Below are 15,227 nucleotides of genomic sequence, written 5' to 3' on the forward strand. Positions count from 1 at the left end.
CTGGTAGGTGGGACGATCGGACGATGCGCAGGACATCCGAGCTCCTGGGGCAGCGCATAGGGAAACAAGCGAAAGCAGAGGAAGTCGGCCATGGCAACGGCGCCTAGCGTCTCGTATTCGATGACGGTGCGACTGGAAGTTCCCGCGAGCGGCACCGCCGTCAGCCAGCTCACCACGGCCGTGGAGTCCTCCGGCGGGTCGGTCACCGGCCTCGACGTGACCGCTTCCGGCCACGAGAAACTCCGGATCGACGTCACCATCGCCGCGACGTCCACCTCGCACGCGGACGAGATCGTCCAGAAGCTGCGCGAGATCGAGGGCGTATCGCTCGGCAAGGTCTCCGACCGTACGTTCCTGATGCACCTCGGCGGCAAGATCGAGATGTCGTCGAAGCACCCCATCCGGAACCGTGACGACCTGTCGATGGTCTACACGCCCGGCGTCGCCCGCGTCTGCCAGGCCATCGCGGACAACCCCGAGGACGCCCGCCGCCTCACCATCAAGCGCAACAGCGTCGCGGTGGTCACCGACGGCTCCGCCGTGCTCGGACTGGGCAACATCGGCCCCAAGGCCGCGCTGCCCGTCATGGAGGGCAAGGCGGCCCTCTTCAAGCGCTTCGCCGGCATCGACGCCTGGCCGATCTGCCTGGACACCCAGGACTCCGACGCCATCGTGGAGATCGTCAAGGCCATCGCCCCCGGCTTCGCGGGCATCAACCTGGAGGACATCTCCGCGCCCCGCTGCTTCGAGATCGAGGCACGCCTGCGCGAGGCCCTGGACATCCCGGTCTTCCACGACGACCAGCACGGCACCGCGATCGTCGTGCTCGCGGCCCTGACCAACGCGCTGCGCGTGGTCGGCAAGAGCATCGAGGACGTACGCGTCGTCATGTCCGGCGCGGGCGCTGCCGGTACGGCCATCCTCAAGCTGCTGCTGGACGCCGGCGTCAAGCACGCGGTCGTCGCCGACATCCACGGCGTGGTGCACGCGGGCCGCGAGGACCTGGTCTCCGCCGACCCCGACTCGGCGCTGCGCTGGATCGCCGACAACACCAACCCCGAGGGCGTCACCGGCACCCTCAAGCAGGCCGTGGTCGGCGCCGACGTCTTCATCGGCGTCTCGGCGCCCAACGTCCTGGACGGCGACGACGTGGCCCGGATGGCGGAGGGCGCGATCGTGTTCGCACTCGCCAACCCCGACCCGGAGGTCGACCCGGGCGAGGCCCGGCAGACCGCCGCCGTCGTGGCCACCGGCCGCTCGGACTTCCCGAACCAGATCAACAACGTGCTGGTCTTCCCGGGTGTCTTCCGCGGTCTGCTGGATGCGCAGTCGCGTACGGTCAACGAGGACATGATGCTGGCCGCGGCCCGCGCCCTCGCCGACGTCGTGCTGGAGGACGAGCTGAACGCGAACTACATCATCCCCAGCGTGTTCAACGACAAGGTCGCCGGTGCGGTCGCCGGGGCCGTCCGGGACGCCGCACAGGCCGCCGGAGCCGCTGTGACGGGCGGCACGACCGCCTGATACGGCGCGTCGCACGACACCCGGCCCTCAGGCCCCCCATAGGGTGGCGGACAGCGCATGACTGGCCGCTGCCCATGGGCGGGGCCCCGGAGCATGACGCGGAGCGTCACCGGTGCGTCACCCTCTCGGGGCGATGGCGCTCTTCGTGTGACCCTCCAGGGCGCCGGATTGGCTTTACCGCCGCAGGTGGGGGCAGGATGCGTTACCGGGCGCGAGGGTCTGAACGGCAGACCCGGGTCCGGGGACTGTCCGAGGGCCCTGGCAGCATCGGCTTCGCTGTGCTTGATATGCGGCTCCGCCGCGTGGCACGCCCATTGGCAAGAAGAACACGGGAGTAATACATGAACCGCAGTGAGCTGGTGGCCGCTCTGGCCGACCGTGCCGAGGTGACCCGCAAGGACGCCGACGCCGTTCTGGCCGCGCTCGCCGAGACGATCGGTGAGGTTGTCGCCAAGGGCGACGAGAAGGTCACCATCCCCGGCTTCCTCACCTTCGAGCGCACCCACCGTGCCGCTCGCACCGCGCGCAACCCGCAGACCGGCGACCCGATCCAGATCCCGGCCGGCTACAGCGTGAAGGTCTCCGCGGGCTCCAAGCTCAAGGAAGCCGCCAAGGGCAAGTGATCCGGCACCGTGCTCCCGGGACGACGGGGCACGGACGGGACATCACAGGAGAGGCAGCCATCCCGTGCCGGATGGCTGCCTTTCGCATGTGCGGACGTACTCGGCGTACGCCGCCCTGAGCCCGCCTGAGCGGGCGCGAGAACGCCGAAGGGCGGCCACCCGGTGTCGGATGACCGCCCTTCGCCGGTACGGGCCTCAGGCCCGGCCACAGCGGGCCGCGCGCCGACGCGGAGCCGTCGGGCCCCGGGCCGGCAGGGGCCCGCGGTGTCTCAGCCCTTCAGGGTGCCGTTCGGCAGTTCGACCTTGGCGCCCAAGGAGACCAGCTTGTCCATGCTGTGCTTGCCCGGGGGATGACCCCCGGACCCCCAGCAGGGGCCCGCGGTGTCTCAGCCCTTCAGGGTGCCGTTCGGCAGTTCGACCTTGGCGCCCAAGGAGACCAGCTTGTCCATGAAGTTCTCGTAGCCGCGGTTGATCAGGTCGATGCCGTGGACGCGGGACGTGCCCTGCGCCGCCAGCGCCGCGATCAGGTACGAGAAGCCGCCGCGCAGGTCGGGGATGACCAGGTCGGCGCCCTGCAGCTTGGTGGGGCCGCTGACGACCGCTGAGTGCAGGAAGTTGCGCTGGCCGAAGCGGCAGGCCGAGCCGCCCAGGCACTCGCGGTAGAGCTGGATGTGCGCGCCCATCTGGTTCAGCGCGGAGGTGAAGCCGAGCCGGGACTCGTACACCGTCTCGTGGACGATCGACAGGCCCGAGGCCTGCGTCAGCGCCACCACCAGGGGCTGCTGCCAGTCGGTCTGGAAACCGGGGTGCACGTCGGTCTCCAGCGCGATGGCGTTCAGCGAGCCGCCCGGGTGCCAGAAGCGGATGCCCTCGTCGTCGACCTCGAAGGCGCCGCCGACCTTCCGGTAGGTGTTCAGGAAGGTCATCATTTCGCGCTGCGAGGCGCCACGTACGTAGACCTGGCCCTCAGTGGCCAGCGCGGCGGACGCCCAGGAGGCGGCCTCCAGCCGGTCCGGCAGCGCCCGGTGGTTGTACCCGCCGAGCTTGTCGACGCCGGTGATCCGGATCGTCCGGTCCGTGTCCATCGAAATGATCGCGCCCATTTTCTGCAGGACGCAGATCAGGTCCTCGATCTCCGGCTCCACCGCGGCGTTCGACAGCTCGGTGACGCCCTCCGCCAGGACGGCGGTCAGCAGCACCTGCTCGGTCGAGCCGACGGACGGGTACGGCAGCCGGATCTTCGTACCGCGCAGCCGCTGCGGGGCCTCCAGGTACTGGCCGTCGGCCCGCTTCTCGATGACCGCGCCGAACTGGCGCAGCACGTCGAAGTGGAAGTCGACCGGCCGGCCGCCGATGTCACAGCCGCCCAGGCCCGGGATGAAGGCGTGGCCGAGGCGGTGCAGCAGCGGGCCGCAGAAGAGGATCGGGATGCGCGAGGAGCCCGCGTGCGCGTCGATGTCGGCGACGTTGGCGCTCTCCACGTGCGACGGATCGAGGATCAGCTCCCCGGATTCGTCGCCCGGTCGTACGGTCACGCCGTGCAGCTGCAGCAGGCCGCGCACGACGCGCACGTCACGGATGTCGGGCACGTTGCGCAGCCGGCTCGGCTCACTGCCGAGCAGCGCGGCGACCATGGCCTTGGGCACGAGGTTCTTCGCGCCGCGGACCTTGATCTCGCCCTCCAGCGGGGTGCCGCCGTGGACAAGCAAAACGTCGTCGGTCATGGATCTCGCGTTCCTGGAGACGGACAGGGGGCAAGCTGAAATGGTAAGGGCGGTGCGGGGGTAGTCCGTAGGGCCGAGCGGCCTCAGTTCATGTAATAGCTCTGTCACAACACGTACGGTTTATCTGCCGGAACGGACCGTGATGTGAGAGAGGGCCTGGAAGCGCCGGGTCGGTCGCCGTACGTCCCGTCCGCTCCGGAGTGCGGGCATACGGGTGCACCCAATGGCTCCCCGCACCGGCCCGAAGTGCGGGATCATGTCGCCATGACCGAGGTGTCCTCGCTCACCGGTCGGCTGCTCGTCGCGACCCCGGCGCTCGCCGACCCCAACTTCGACCGGGCCGTGGTGCTGCTCCTCGATCACGACGAGGAGGGCTCGCTCGGCGTCGTCCTGAACCGTCCCACGCCGGTCGGTGTGGCGGACATCCTCCAGCCCTGGGCCGAGCTGGCAGGCGAGCCGGGCGTGGTCTTCCAGGGCGGCCCGGTGTCGCTGGACTCCGCGCTCGGCGTCGCGGTGGTCCCGGGCGAGGCGGGCGAGCGCGACGGGGACCCCACGGGCGCCGACACCGACGGTGACGGCCCCCTCGGCTGGCGCCGTGTGCACGGCGCGATCGGCCTGGTCGACCTGGAGGCCCCGCCCGAACTGCTCTCCGCCGAGCTCGGCTCCCTGCGGATCTTCGCGGGCTACGCGGGCTGGGGCCCCGGGCAGCTGGAGGAAGAACTGGCGGAGGGCGCCTGGTACGTCGTCGAGTCCGAGCCCGGCGACGTCTCCTCGCCGTCCCCCGAACGCCTCTGGCGCGCCGTGCTCCGCCGCCAGCGCAACGAACTGGCGATGGTGGCGACGTACCCGGACGATCCTTCACTGAACTGACCGGCCCCCCTCGGGGGTGCGGTGGCGGGCCGGCGGGTCGTTCAACTTCGTACGGGCCGCGGCGCCCGGTCCGGCGCGCGCGTGAGTACCCTTGGCAGTTATGAGCACTCTTGAGCCCGAGCGCGGGGCAGGTACGGGCACCCTCGTGGAGCCGACACCACAGGTGTCGAACGGCGACGGTGACCACGAGCGCTTCGCCCACTACGTCCAGAAGGACAAGATCATGGCGAGCGCTATGGACGGTACGCCCGTCGTCGCGCTCTGCGGCAAGGTCTGGGTCCCGGGCCGCGACCCGAAGAAGTACCCGGTCTGCCCCATGTGCAAGGAGATCTACGAGTCCATGAGCGCCGGTGGCGACAAGGACAAGGGCGGCAAGGACGGCGGCAAGAAGTAGGCCCCGGACCGCTCCGTACGGTGGCGCCCGGCCCGCTCCCTCCGAGGAGAGCGGGCCGGGCGCCGTGCTGTCCGCCGGTGATGGCTCAGCCGTCGGTGCGCCGGGAGAGGTCGAAGACGTCGGCGCTGTCCGCCGCGGCGACGCACAGGTTGGGGTAGCCGCGGACGACGAATGTGGCGTTGCCCTGCCAGATGCTCTTCGCCGCGACCGTCACCGGCCGGTGGATCTTCGGGCAGGGCCGGGGCTGCGGCCGGAGCCGCTGGAAGTCGCCGTTCACCGGCGCCAGCGCGCGGCAGGCCGCGTGCGCGCGGGGATGGGTGCCCCCGGTGGGGAAGCAGCGCAGGGTCGCCCGGGCGATCACTCTGCCCCCGGTGCCCTGGCCCGCGTGGATGACGATGCTCGCCTCGCGGGGCACCGCTTGCGTGGGAGCGGCGGCGGCCGGTGCCGTGGCGGCCGTGAGCGGCAGCAGGCCGAGGGCGGCGACGGCGAGCAGGGCGGCGCGGAGGCGTCTCTTGCGCACCGGCGGATTCTGTCGCATGAGCGGATTCCTTACGATCGGCTGAAAGTTGGGTGAGAAGGACATCTCGTCTCATGGATAGCCCCGCCGTGGTGTCGCGTGGCTGATTGTGGGCCGCAGGTGGCGTGTCGGCCGGCCGCTCCGCGCACTGCAGGCTGTCGGGCAACCCGCGCCGCACCGCGGGGAGTTACGGCCCGGAGACGGGGAGCGGTGCCTTTCCCGGGCCTTTCCCGGGGCGCCACCGGGACTTCTTGTCATGTGCGGGCCGGGTTTTTCCGGGCGGCGATCGCTGAGGGGGTCAAGTGCCCGGCCGGACGCGTGGATGACGGCCTGTCACGGCCGCGGGTGGGCGCGCAGGGCAGCGCCGGTGCCCGCTCGGACGCCCGATCGACGGACCGCCCCCAAACGTGTGAGCCACCCCGAAAGGCGGACGCGGCAAGGCCGGGCCCCTGGCACCGTGTACCCACGCTGCGGGGGCGGGCGGTCCGGCCCCGTGTGCCGACCGGTGTGCCGAACATCCGCGCGGAACGCCCGTACGGGACGCCGTACGACGTCAAGTGGCGTCGAGGGCGCGGTGCGTGCGGTACGTGCCGTAACGCACAGTGCTTGAGAAAGGTGGCAATACGCTCTCTTCGGAGGTCCAGGACGGGGCGGGGCGAACCAGGAACTTCGCGCCGGTCGGTGACGGATCCTGCCTTCATGGACCCTCGCGTCGCGGGCCTGCGAAGATGTGCCAGAGTTGCCACGTCCGGGCCGTGAGCACGTACCGTACGGCGAGGCGGAACAGCACAGCCGGGACACCGGGGAAGGGGCAGCTGGGTTGACCACGCACGCACCGCAGGCGTCGCATTCCGTGACGTTGCCGGTCTCGCTCGACGAGGCCGTGGCGGCGCTGGCCGCCATGCCCGCCGCCGTGCCTGTGGCCGGTGGCACCGATCTGATGGCGGCCGTCAACGCCGGGCTGCTGCGCCCGGCGGCGCTCGTCGGCCTGAACCGGATCAGCGAGATCCGCGGCTGGCAGTACCAGGACGGCCACGCGCTGCTCGGCGCCGGACTCACTCTCGCCCGCATGGGGCGCCCCGACTTCGCGGCCCTGATCCCCGGCCTGGCCGCGGCGGCACGCGCCGCCGGACCGCCGCAGATCCGCAACGCCGGGACGCTCGGCGGCAACATCGTCACGGCCGCGCCGACCGGCGACACCCTGCCGGTCCTCGCCGCCCTCGAAGCCACCGTGATCATCGCGGGACCCGGCGGCGCCCGCCGCGAGGTCCCGGTCAGCCACCTGCTCGCCGGCATGGAGATGCTGCGCCCGGGCGAGATCGTCGGCTTTGTGCGCGTACCGCTGCTGCACGCGCCGCAGACCTTCCTGAAGGCCACGGGACGGACGGGCCCGGGGCGCGCGGCCGCATCCGTCGCGCTGGTCCTCGATCCCGCGCGCCGGGGCGTTCGATGTGCGGTCGGGGCGGTCGCGATGATGCCGCTGCGCCCGCTGGAGGCCGAGCAGTGGGTGGCCTCCCTCATCGACTGGGACAACGACCGCGGCCTGGCCCCCGAAGCGCTGACCGCCTTCGGCGACTACGTGGCCGCCGCGTGCATCCCGGATCCCGCGCCGCCGGAGGACGGTACCGAGGCGGCCACCCTGCCGCCCGCCGCCCTGCACCTGCGCCGTACGGTGTCAGCACTGGCGCGCCGAGCACTTGGGAGGGCGCTCTCGTGAGTGAGCGCAGCGAGCGGACCGACAACGGGCAGCGAACCGCGCACGGCGCATGCGTGCCCGCCGAGCGAGCCGAGCGAAGCGAGGCCGGCGCATGAGTGACGGGGACACCCCGCGTCAGCCCCAGCACGGACAGGGCTGGGAGCCGCTGCCGCAGGGCGAGTACGACCAGGAGGCCACGGCCTTCGTCCAGCTGCCCGACGACCTGGAGGCCTACGGGCTGAACGGGGCGTACGGCGCGGGCGCGCACGGTGCCGGCGGCTACGCCTCCGGCGCGTACGGCGCGGCCATCTACGGGGCGCACGGCACGGCGGGCGCACAGGGCGCGGCCGGTGCCGGCGAGGCGCACGGCGCATACGGCGTACCGGGCGCGGGCCACGAGGGCGAGGCCGGCGCGCCCGCCTACGGCTATGGCGCGGACCCGCTCGCGGCCCCCGGGCACGGCTACATCCCCCCGGACCACTTCCCGGCGGCGGGCGACGGCGCGGCCACGGGCACCGGTGACGCGGCGGCCTCGCCGTACGTGTCCCCGGCGGGCGGCGCGAGCACGGACCCCGCGGCGACCGGCCAGTGGACCATGCCCTTCGTGGACCCGGCGGCGGACGCCCCGGCGGCCATGTCGTACGGCGGCGGGGCCCCGGCCGGCGTGCCCGGCGACGGGGAGCAGCACGGCGCCTCGGGGCCCGGCGACGGCACCCATGACGCCGACGGGCCGGACACGGTGGAGTGGCCGGTCGCGGGCGCGAAGGGGCAGCCGGGCGCGGACGGGACGTTCGGCGCGGGCGCCGGCCAGTGGGCGGTGCCCGCCGCCGGTGACGAGGTGCTGGAGGAGTCCGGCGAGTACCTGGTCGACGACCGCCAGGGCCCGCACGGCGGCTACCCGGTCCAGGAGGCCGACCCGGCCCGCCGGTCCACCATGCCCGGCACCCCGCAGCCCACCGGACACTGGGACTTCTCGGGCCTCGGCGCCCCGGCGGACCCGGCGGCGCCCGGACCGGACACGGCTGCCGGACCGGACGCGGCGGCCGACGGCCAGGGCCGGGACGGCGACGGCAACGGCAACGGGGCCGGGCGCGCGGGCGAGGCGGGGCTGCCGCAGCCCGCCGCACCGCAGCACGTCGGCCCGTACCACGTGGGGCCGCACCCCGCGGCACAGAACGCGATGCAGCAGGGCGCCTACGGGGCGAGCGACGCACCGGGGGCGCCCGGTGCCGCCGTGCAGTGGCCGCTCCCCGGTGACACGCACGCCGCGCAGGGTCACGCCGGTCACGCGCCGACGCCGCACGGTGTGCCGCCGGTGCAGGGCGAGCAGTGGCCGAGCCCCGGGCAGTACACCCAACCCCCCTCGTACCAGAGCCTGTTCGGCACGCCCGGTGGCGGCATGGCGGACGGCATCGCCCTCGCGGACGCCCTGGTCTCGGGCCGCCGGACGACCCCGAAGCCGCTGGCCGAGTCCGCGCCCGCGGAGGCCGAGCCCGCACCGGCGGAGGCCGAGCCCGCACCGGCGGAGCCGGGGGCCGCGCCCGCGGAGGACGGCCGTGCGGAGCCTGCGCGGGACAGCGTGACGGCTGCGGCCGACGCCGCGCATGCCGACGCGCATGCCAACGGCGCGGCCCCCGAGGCCGACGCCGGGACGCGCCCTGAGGAGACCGTTGCCGCAGAGCCCGAGGGCGCTCAGGCCGAGGCTCCTTCGGGTGCCGCGGTCGCTGCCCCCGAGGACGCGGCTGCCGCCCCGGAGGGATCGGGGCCCGCCGAGGGCACGGCTCCTGCGGAGGGCACAGCCCCTGCCGGGGGAGCGGCTCCCGCTGCGGAGCCCCACGCGCCCGAGGAGCCGACCTCACCCGAGGCGGTCGCCCCTGAGGCGGTTGCCCCCGAGGCTGTGGCCCCTGAAGCGGCCGAGGAGGTCGCTCCCGAGGCGCTCGCGGCCGGGACCACTGCCTCCGAGGAGCCGGCGGCTTCCGACGCAGCGGCGGCAGTCGAGCCGTCCGAGGCGTCCGGCGAGGCACCGGAGCAGGAGGCGGCCCCCGAGGTCCGGGCGCCGGACGCTGCCGCGGCCGACGCACCGGAGATGGCGGAGATGGCGGAGGCGTCGGCGCCGTCCGCAGAGGCCGGCTCCCCGGCGGAACCTGCCGCGGCCGAGGCGGCACCCGAAACCGAAGCCGGCCCCGAGGCCGAGGCCGAGTCCGCCCCCGGCCCCGAGGCCGACGCCGAGGCCGATGCGGGCGCCGCCACGGACGCCACCTCTCAGGACGGCCCCCAGGGCGACCAGGGCGACCGGGACGACCACGCCTCGCGTACGCCCGAGGCCTCCGAGGCCCCCGAGGAGGCGCACGCCGTCTCTTCCGCGGTGGCCGCCCCGACAGAGGCGCCCGCCGCTCCCGAAGCGGCGCCCGCCGCTCCCGAAGAGGCGCACCCCGCGGCTCCCGGAGAGGCGACGACCGCAGCGCCTCCCGTGGACCCCTCCCCGCACGCCGACCTGGAGCACCCCCGTGCCTCCTACGTCCTGGCCGTGAACGGCATCGACCGCCCGGTCACGGACGCCTGGATCGGCGAGTCCCTGCTCTACGTGCTGCGCGAGCGGCTCGGCCTCGCGGGCGCCAAGGACGGCTGCTCCCAGGGCGAGTGCGGCGCCTGCTCCGTACAGGTCGACGGCCGTCTCGTGGCGTCCTGCCTGGTGCCCGCCGCGACCACGGCGGGCAGCGAGGTCCGTACGGTCGAGGGCCTGGCCAAGGACGGCACCCCGTCCGACGTGCAGCGCGCACTGGCCGCTTCCGGCGCCGTCCAGTGCGGCTTCTGCATCCCGGGCATGGCGATGACCGTGCACGACCTGCTGGAGGGCAACCACGCCCCCACCGAGCTGCAGGCCCGCCAGGCGCTGTGCGGCAACCTCTGCCGCTGCTCCGGCTACCGCGGCGTCCTGGACGCGGTGCAGGAGGTCGCCCAGGGCCGTGCCGAGGCGGCCCGGGCCGCCTCCGAGGCGCACGACGAGGAGCACGCCCATCCGCAGGACCAGGGGCACGGCCAGGGCCGGGCACCGGAACAGGCCCCGGACCATCAGGAGCCGGCCGCCCGTATCCCGCACCAGGCGGGCCCGGCCGACCCCGGCGCGTACAACGGGGAGCAGTACGCCGAGGAGCAGTACGCCGACCCGGGGTACGCCGCGCAGGGGTACGCCGAGGAGCCGAACCCGGAGGCGGCGTACCCGGAGCAGCCGTATGGCGACGCCGCGGCCGACGCCGCTTCCTACGGGGAGGGCCAGCCCTACGACCACGGCCACGCGCAGGGCCACGACCACGGTCACGCGCACGGCACCGGCACCGAAGCGCTCCACGACGCCTCGGACGGCCGGGGCTTCGCCACTCCCGAAGGCCTGCAGCCGCACGGCCCAGAGGGCACTCTCGACGGCCCGTCTCCGTACACCGACCAGGCCGGCACCTATGCCGCCGACGGGACGTATCCCGACGGCACGTACCCCGAAGGGACGTACGCCGACGGTTACCCCGAAGGGGGCTACCCCGAGGGCGGGTACGCCGACGGCACGTACCCCGAAGGCGTGCCCACGGCCGACCAGTACGCCACGCCCGGATTCACCGGCGACCCGTACGGCAGCGCCGATCCGTACGCCGGGGCCGGTCCCGCGTACAACGGCGACCCGTACGCCACGCACGACTCCTACGGCCGGGACGCCCTCGCCGGACACGACTCCTACGGGCACGACGCCCTCGCCGGGCACGACTCGTACGGTCGCGACGCCCTCGGGGGCCAGGACGCGCCGGTCGAGGACCTGGACCCGGGTCTCGACCCGCACCCCGACCCCGCATCGCACCGCCGTCCCCACCACCCCCACGACCCGAACACCCAGGGCCCGGGGGCCGACCCGCAATCGGGAGGCCTCGCATGACCGGCACGAACGAGGGCGCCGGCGCCGTCACCGTCACGGCCGCGCCCGGCACCGACCAGGCCACCGAGGCGGAGCCGCCGCCGCACGGTCTGGGCGTCTCGCTGCCGTCGGCCGACGCCCCCGCCAAGACCCAGGGCATCTTTCCGTACGCGGCCGACCTGTGGGCCGAGGGCCTGCTCTGGGCCGCGGTCCTGCGCTCCCCGCACCCCCGCGCCCGCATCCTCTCGATCGACACCAAGCACGCCGCCGAGATGCCGGGCGTACGGGCCGTCGTCACGCACGAGGACGTCCCCGGGGACGCCGGGCACGGGCGCGGCACGCCCGATCGGCCCGTCTTCGCCAAGGACGAGGTGCGCCACCACGGCGAGCCGATCGCCGCGATCGCCGCCGACCACCCCGACACCGCCCGGCTCGCGGCCGCCGCGATCGCGGTCGAGTACGAGGTGCTGGAGCCGGTCACCGACCCTCAGCTGGCCTTCGAGGCCGAGCCGTTGCACCCGGACGGCAACCTCGTGCGGCACATCCCGCTGCGCTTCGGTGACCCCGAGGCGGCCGGCGAGGTGGTCGTCGAGGGGCTGTACCGCATCGGCCGCCAGGACCCGGCACCCATCGGGGCCGAGGCCGGGCTCGCGGTGCCCCGCCCCGACGGCGGGGTGGAGATCTACACCGCCGCCACCGACCCGCACACCGACCGCGACCTCGCCGCCGCCTGCTTCGGGCTGCCGCAGGACAAGGTCAAGATCGTGGTGACCGGCGTGCCCGGCGCGACCGCCGACCGCGAGGACCCCGGCATTCAGCTGCCGCTCGGCATGCTCGCGCTGCGCACGGGGTGCCCGGTCAAGCTGGCCGCGACCCGCGAGGAGTCCTTCCTCTCGCACGCCCACCGGCACCCGACCATCCTCCGGTACCGCCACCACGCCGACTCCGACGGCAAGCTGGTGAAGGTCGAGGCGCAGATCCTGATGGACGCGGGCGCGTACGCCGACACCTCGGCCGACGCGCTCGCCGCCGCCGTCTCCTTCGCCTGCGGCCCGTACGTCGTCCCGCACGCCTTCGTGGAGGGCTGGGCGGTCCGTACGAACAACCCGCCCGCCGGGCATCTGCGCGGCGAGGGCGCGATGCAGGTGTGCGCCGCGTACGAGGGCCAGATGGACAAGCTGGCGGCGAAGCTGGGCCTGGACCCGGCCGAGCTGCGGCTGCGCAACGCCATGGCCACCGGCGACATCCTGCCGACCTCCCAGACCGTCACCTGCCCGGCGCCGGTCGCCGAGCTGCTGCAGGCCGTGCGGGACGCCCCGCTCCCGGACCTGCCGAAGGACGCGCCTCAGGAGGAGTGGCTGCTGCCGGGCGGGCCGGAGGGCGCGAGCGACCCGTCCGCCGTGCGCCGCGGCGTCGGGTACGGCATCGGCATGGTGCACATGCTGGGCGCCGAGGGCGCGGACGAGGTCTCCACGGCCACGGTCAAGGTCAACGGCTCGGTGGCGACGGTCATCTGCGCCGCCGTCGAGACCGGCTCCGGTTTCTCCACGCTGGCCCGCCAGATCGTCCAGGAGACGCTCGGGGTCGAAGAGGTGCACGTCGCCGCCGTCGACACCGACCAGCCGCCGGCCGGCGGCGCCTGCCACAGCCGCCACACCTGGGTCTCGGGGGGAGCGGTCGAGCGCGCGGCCAAGATGGTTCGTACGCAGCTCCTCCAGCCCCTCGCCCACAAGTTCGGCATGTCCACCGAACTCCTCCAGATCGCCGACGGAAAGATCACCTCGTACGACGGCGTGCTCAGCACCACCGTCGCCGAGGCGCTGGACGGCAAGGAGCTGTGGGCCACGGCGCAGTGCCGCCCGCACCCCACCGAGCCGCTGGACGACACCGGCCAGGGCGACGCCTTCGTGGGCCTCGCCTTCTGCGCGATCCGCTGCGTCGCCGACGTCGACATCGAGCTGGGCACGATCCGCGTCGTCGAGCTGTCCGTCGCGCAGGACGTCGGCCGGGTACTGAACCCCGCCCAGCTGCGCGCGCGCATCGAGGCGGGCGTCACGCAGGGCCTGGGTGCCGCCCTGATGGAGAACCTCCGCACGACCCGCGGCCTGGTCCGCCACCCGGACCTGACCGGCTACCCGCTGCCGACCTCCCTCGACGCCCCGGACATCCGCATCGTCAAGCTCATCGAGGAGCGCGACGTGGTGGCCCCGTTCGGCGCCAAGCCGGTCTCCGCTGCCCCGGTCGTGGCGGCCCCGGCGGCGGTGGCCTCGGCCGTCCGCGCCGCCACCGGCCGCCCCATAGGCCGCCTCCCCATCCGCCCCCAGGCCGCGGCCCTCACGCCCCTGGCGTAACCCGCAGGCACAAGGACCACCCTGGAAGACGCGGGAACGGGGCTATCCGGCCCCGTCACCGCCCTCCTCGCGGCCCGGCGCCGGCTCCCCGGCCCCGGGCCGCTGCGGCTCCTCCCCGGTGGCCTCCTGGGCGACCTCGGCCTCCCGCCGGTCCTTGTCCGCCTTCTCCAGCTCGTCCTTGTCGACCCCGTCCACAGCATCAGCACTGGACCCACCGGGCCCGTACGTCTCACCCATCACACACTCCTCACGAGCGACAACATCGCGTCCAGCCACTGAGTACCGCGCTCCGCCGCCCTTCATGTCCGCCCGCCCGCAATCCCCCCGGAGCAGGGACACACGAAAGGGCGGCGCCCGTTGGGGGCGCCGCCCTTTCGTTCTGCCTGGTCAAGGCGTCAGAGGCCGTGGCGGGAATCGAACCCGCGTAACTCGCTTTGCAGGCGAGTCCCTGAACCACTCGGGCACACGGCCGGGGGTTGGTGCGTGAGATCGACAGTAGGCCGGGGCGGGGGAGGGGGCCAGGGAAACGGGGCGGCTGCCATGGGGTTGTCACGCGGGGCAACACCGCGTTCATGAAGGGGCTAGGGGAGGGGGGCCTCGGCTGTGCGGAGGAAGGTTTCGACCAGGGGGCGGAAGCGGTCCGGGTCGTCGACCCAGGGGTAGTGGCCGACCAGGTGGAGGGGGCGCAGCTGTGCGTGCGGGAAGGATGCGGCGACCAGTTCGCCGGCGCGCATGCCGGAGAGGGCGTCGCGGTCGCCGGTGACGACCAGGACCGGGCAGGTCACGTCGCGGAGGGCGGCCAGCAGGGCCGCGCGCGCGGTCTCGTCGACGGCCTGCCAGAAGCCGGCGCGGGGCACGGGGTTGAGCTGGTCGCCCTCGGCCGCGGCGTGGGCGCGCTGGGGCTCGTCCCAGTGGCCGTACGCCAGGGGGGCGGCGCGGCGGAGGAGGTCCCGTACCTCGTCCATGTCGCCGGTCTCCGAGAGCCGCTGGACGGCCACGGAGGCGTCGGGCCACCACTCCTCGTGGGCGCGGGACTCGAAGATCTCCCGGGCGTCGTCGGGGAGTTCGCCCTGGAGGCGGGAGCCGGGGGCGACCAGGATCAGACGGCTCAGCCGGTCCGGGTGGCCGGCCGCGTACGCCTGCGCGGTGGCGGCCGCGGCGCTGTGCGCGAGGAGGGCGAAGCGTTCCAGGCCGAGGTGGGCGCGGAGCGCCTCCAGGTCCTCGGCGAGGCGGGGGAAGGCATACGTGGCCGGGTCCTCGGCGGCCGGTGAGGCGCCGGTGCCGCGGCTGTCCGGGAGGATCAGCCGGCGGTCCGCGTCGAGCCCGCCCAGGTCGCCGAGGTAGGCGGCGTCCCGGGCGGGGCCGCCGGCCAGGCAGACCAGCGGAGGGAGCCCGGAGTCGGCCTCGTCCGGGCCGAGCACGCGGTAGTGCAGTTCGGTGCCGTCGTAGGAGCGGTACTGGTACGAGCGCGAGCGGGACATGGGGGAAGTGTGCCGGATCGGGTGGGCGGACCGGTGCGACGTCCGGTGCGGTGGCTGGGCGGCGACCGGGTGGCGACCGGGGCACCGGCCGGGTGACGGCCCGCGCGTCGTAGGTCCAGCGGCGGAGCGGAATTCGGGCGAACGACAGG

11 protein-coding genes and 1 tRNA gene are annotated in these 15,227 nt (G+C 74.1%); 7 read left to right on the forward strand and 5 right to left on the reverse strand.

The window, feature by feature from the left end; genetic code table 11:
• Positions 1 to 90: 90 nt before the first annotated feature.
• Positions 91 to 1,524 carry an NAD-dependent malic enzyme gene (locus tag ACIGQF_RS18040; RefSeq protein ID WP_399711079.1) on the forward strand — a complete coding sequence of 478 codons (1,434 nt, stop codon included), beginning with the start codon at positions 91 to 93 and terminating at the stop codon, positions 1,522 to 1,524.
• A gap of 341 nt (positions 1,525 to 1,865) precedes the next feature.
• On the forward strand, positions 1,866 to 2,147 hold the full coding sequence (locus ACIGQF_RS18045) for an HU family DNA-binding protein (protein WP_103834809.1): 282 nt from the start codon (positions 1,866 to 1,868) through the stop codon (positions 2,145 to 2,147).
• A gap of 386 nt (positions 2,148 to 2,533) precedes the next feature.
• Here ACIGQF_RS18045 and murA read toward each other — a convergent pair whose 3' ends face one another.
• Complete coding sequence (gene murA / locus ACIGQF_RS18050; RefSeq protein ID WP_399711081.1) at positions 2,534 to 3,871, reverse strand: UDP-N-acetylglucosamine 1-carboxyvinyltransferase; 1,338 nt, start codon at positions 3,869 to 3,871, stop codon at positions 2,534 to 2,536.
• A gap of 264 nt (positions 3,872 to 4,135) precedes the next feature.
• Here murA and ACIGQF_RS18055 point away from each other — a divergent pair, with 264 nt between their 5' ends.
• A complete protein-coding gene (locus ACIGQF_RS18055; RefSeq protein ID WP_399711083.1) occupies positions 4,136 to 4,741 on the forward strand; it encodes a YqgE/AlgH family protein in 606 nt (201 codons plus the stop codon).
• A 100-nt stretch (positions 4,742 to 4,841) separates the two neighbouring features.
• On the forward strand, positions 4,842 to 5,135 hold the full coding sequence (locus ACIGQF_RS18060) for a DUF3039 domain-containing protein (protein ID WP_361562617.1): 294 nt from the start codon (positions 4,842 to 4,844) through the stop codon (positions 5,133 to 5,135).
• Positions 5,136 to 5,220: 85 nt separating this feature from the next.
• Here ACIGQF_RS18060 and ACIGQF_RS18065 read toward each other — a convergent pair whose 3' ends face one another.
• On the reverse strand, positions 5,221 to 5,673 hold the full coding sequence (locus ACIGQF_RS18065) for an SSI family serine proteinase inhibitor (RefSeq protein WP_399711086.1): 453 nt from the start codon (positions 5,671 to 5,673) through the stop codon (positions 5,221 to 5,223).
• Between the two features lie 799 nt (positions 5,674 to 6,472).
• Between ACIGQF_RS18065 and ACIGQF_RS18070 the strand changes: the two genes are divergently transcribed.
• The 3 genes from ACIGQF_RS18070 to ACIGQF_RS18080 all read left to right on the forward strand — a co-directional run bounded on the left by ACIGQF_RS18070 (position 6,473) and on the right by ACIGQF_RS18080 (position 13,597).
• Entirely contained in the window at positions 6,473 to 7,369 is an 897-nt protein-coding gene (locus tag ACIGQF_RS18070) for an FAD binding domain-containing protein (RefSeq protein WP_399711088.1), read from the forward strand.
• Between the two features lie 91 nt (positions 7,370 to 7,460).
• Positions 7,461 to 11,267, forward strand: a complete 3,807-nt coding sequence (locus ACIGQF_RS18075) for a (2Fe-2S)-binding protein (RefSeq protein WP_399711090.1) — start codon at positions 7,461 to 7,463, stop codon at positions 11,265 to 11,267.
• A complete protein-coding gene (locus ACIGQF_RS18080; protein WP_399711092.1) occupies positions 11,264 to 13,597 on the forward strand; it encodes a xanthine dehydrogenase family protein molybdopterin-binding subunit in 2,334 nt (777 codons plus the stop codon). The genes ACIGQF_RS18075 and ACIGQF_RS18080 overlap by 4 nt, the downstream gene beginning before the upstream one ends.
• Before the next feature lie 42 nt (positions 13,598 to 13,639).
• Here ACIGQF_RS18080 and ACIGQF_RS18085 read toward each other — a convergent pair whose 3' ends face one another.
• From ACIGQF_RS18085 to ACIGQF_RS18095, 3 genes are all read right to left on the reverse strand, one after another.
• A complete protein-coding gene (locus ACIGQF_RS18085; protein ID WP_399711094.1) occupies positions 13,640 to 13,834 on the reverse strand; it encodes a hypothetical protein in 195 nt (64 codons plus the stop codon).
• Between the two features lie 162 nt (positions 13,835 to 13,996).
• Positions 13,997 to 14,068 (reverse strand) — tRNA-Cys (locus ACIGQF_RS18090).
• 110 nt (positions 14,069 to 14,178) lie between these two features.
• On the reverse strand, positions 14,179 to 15,078 hold the full coding sequence (locus ACIGQF_RS18095; protein ID WP_399711096.1) for an alpha/beta fold hydrolase: 900 nt from the start codon (positions 15,076 to 15,078) through the stop codon (positions 14,179 to 14,181).
• Positions 15,079 to 15,227: the final 149 nt, after the last annotated feature.

Origin of the sequence: Streptomyces sp. NPDC053560 (assembly GCF_044544605.1) — a bacterium.
Classification (GTDB): domain Bacteria; phylum Actinomycetota; class Actinomycetes; order Streptomycetales; family Streptomycetaceae; genus Streptomyces.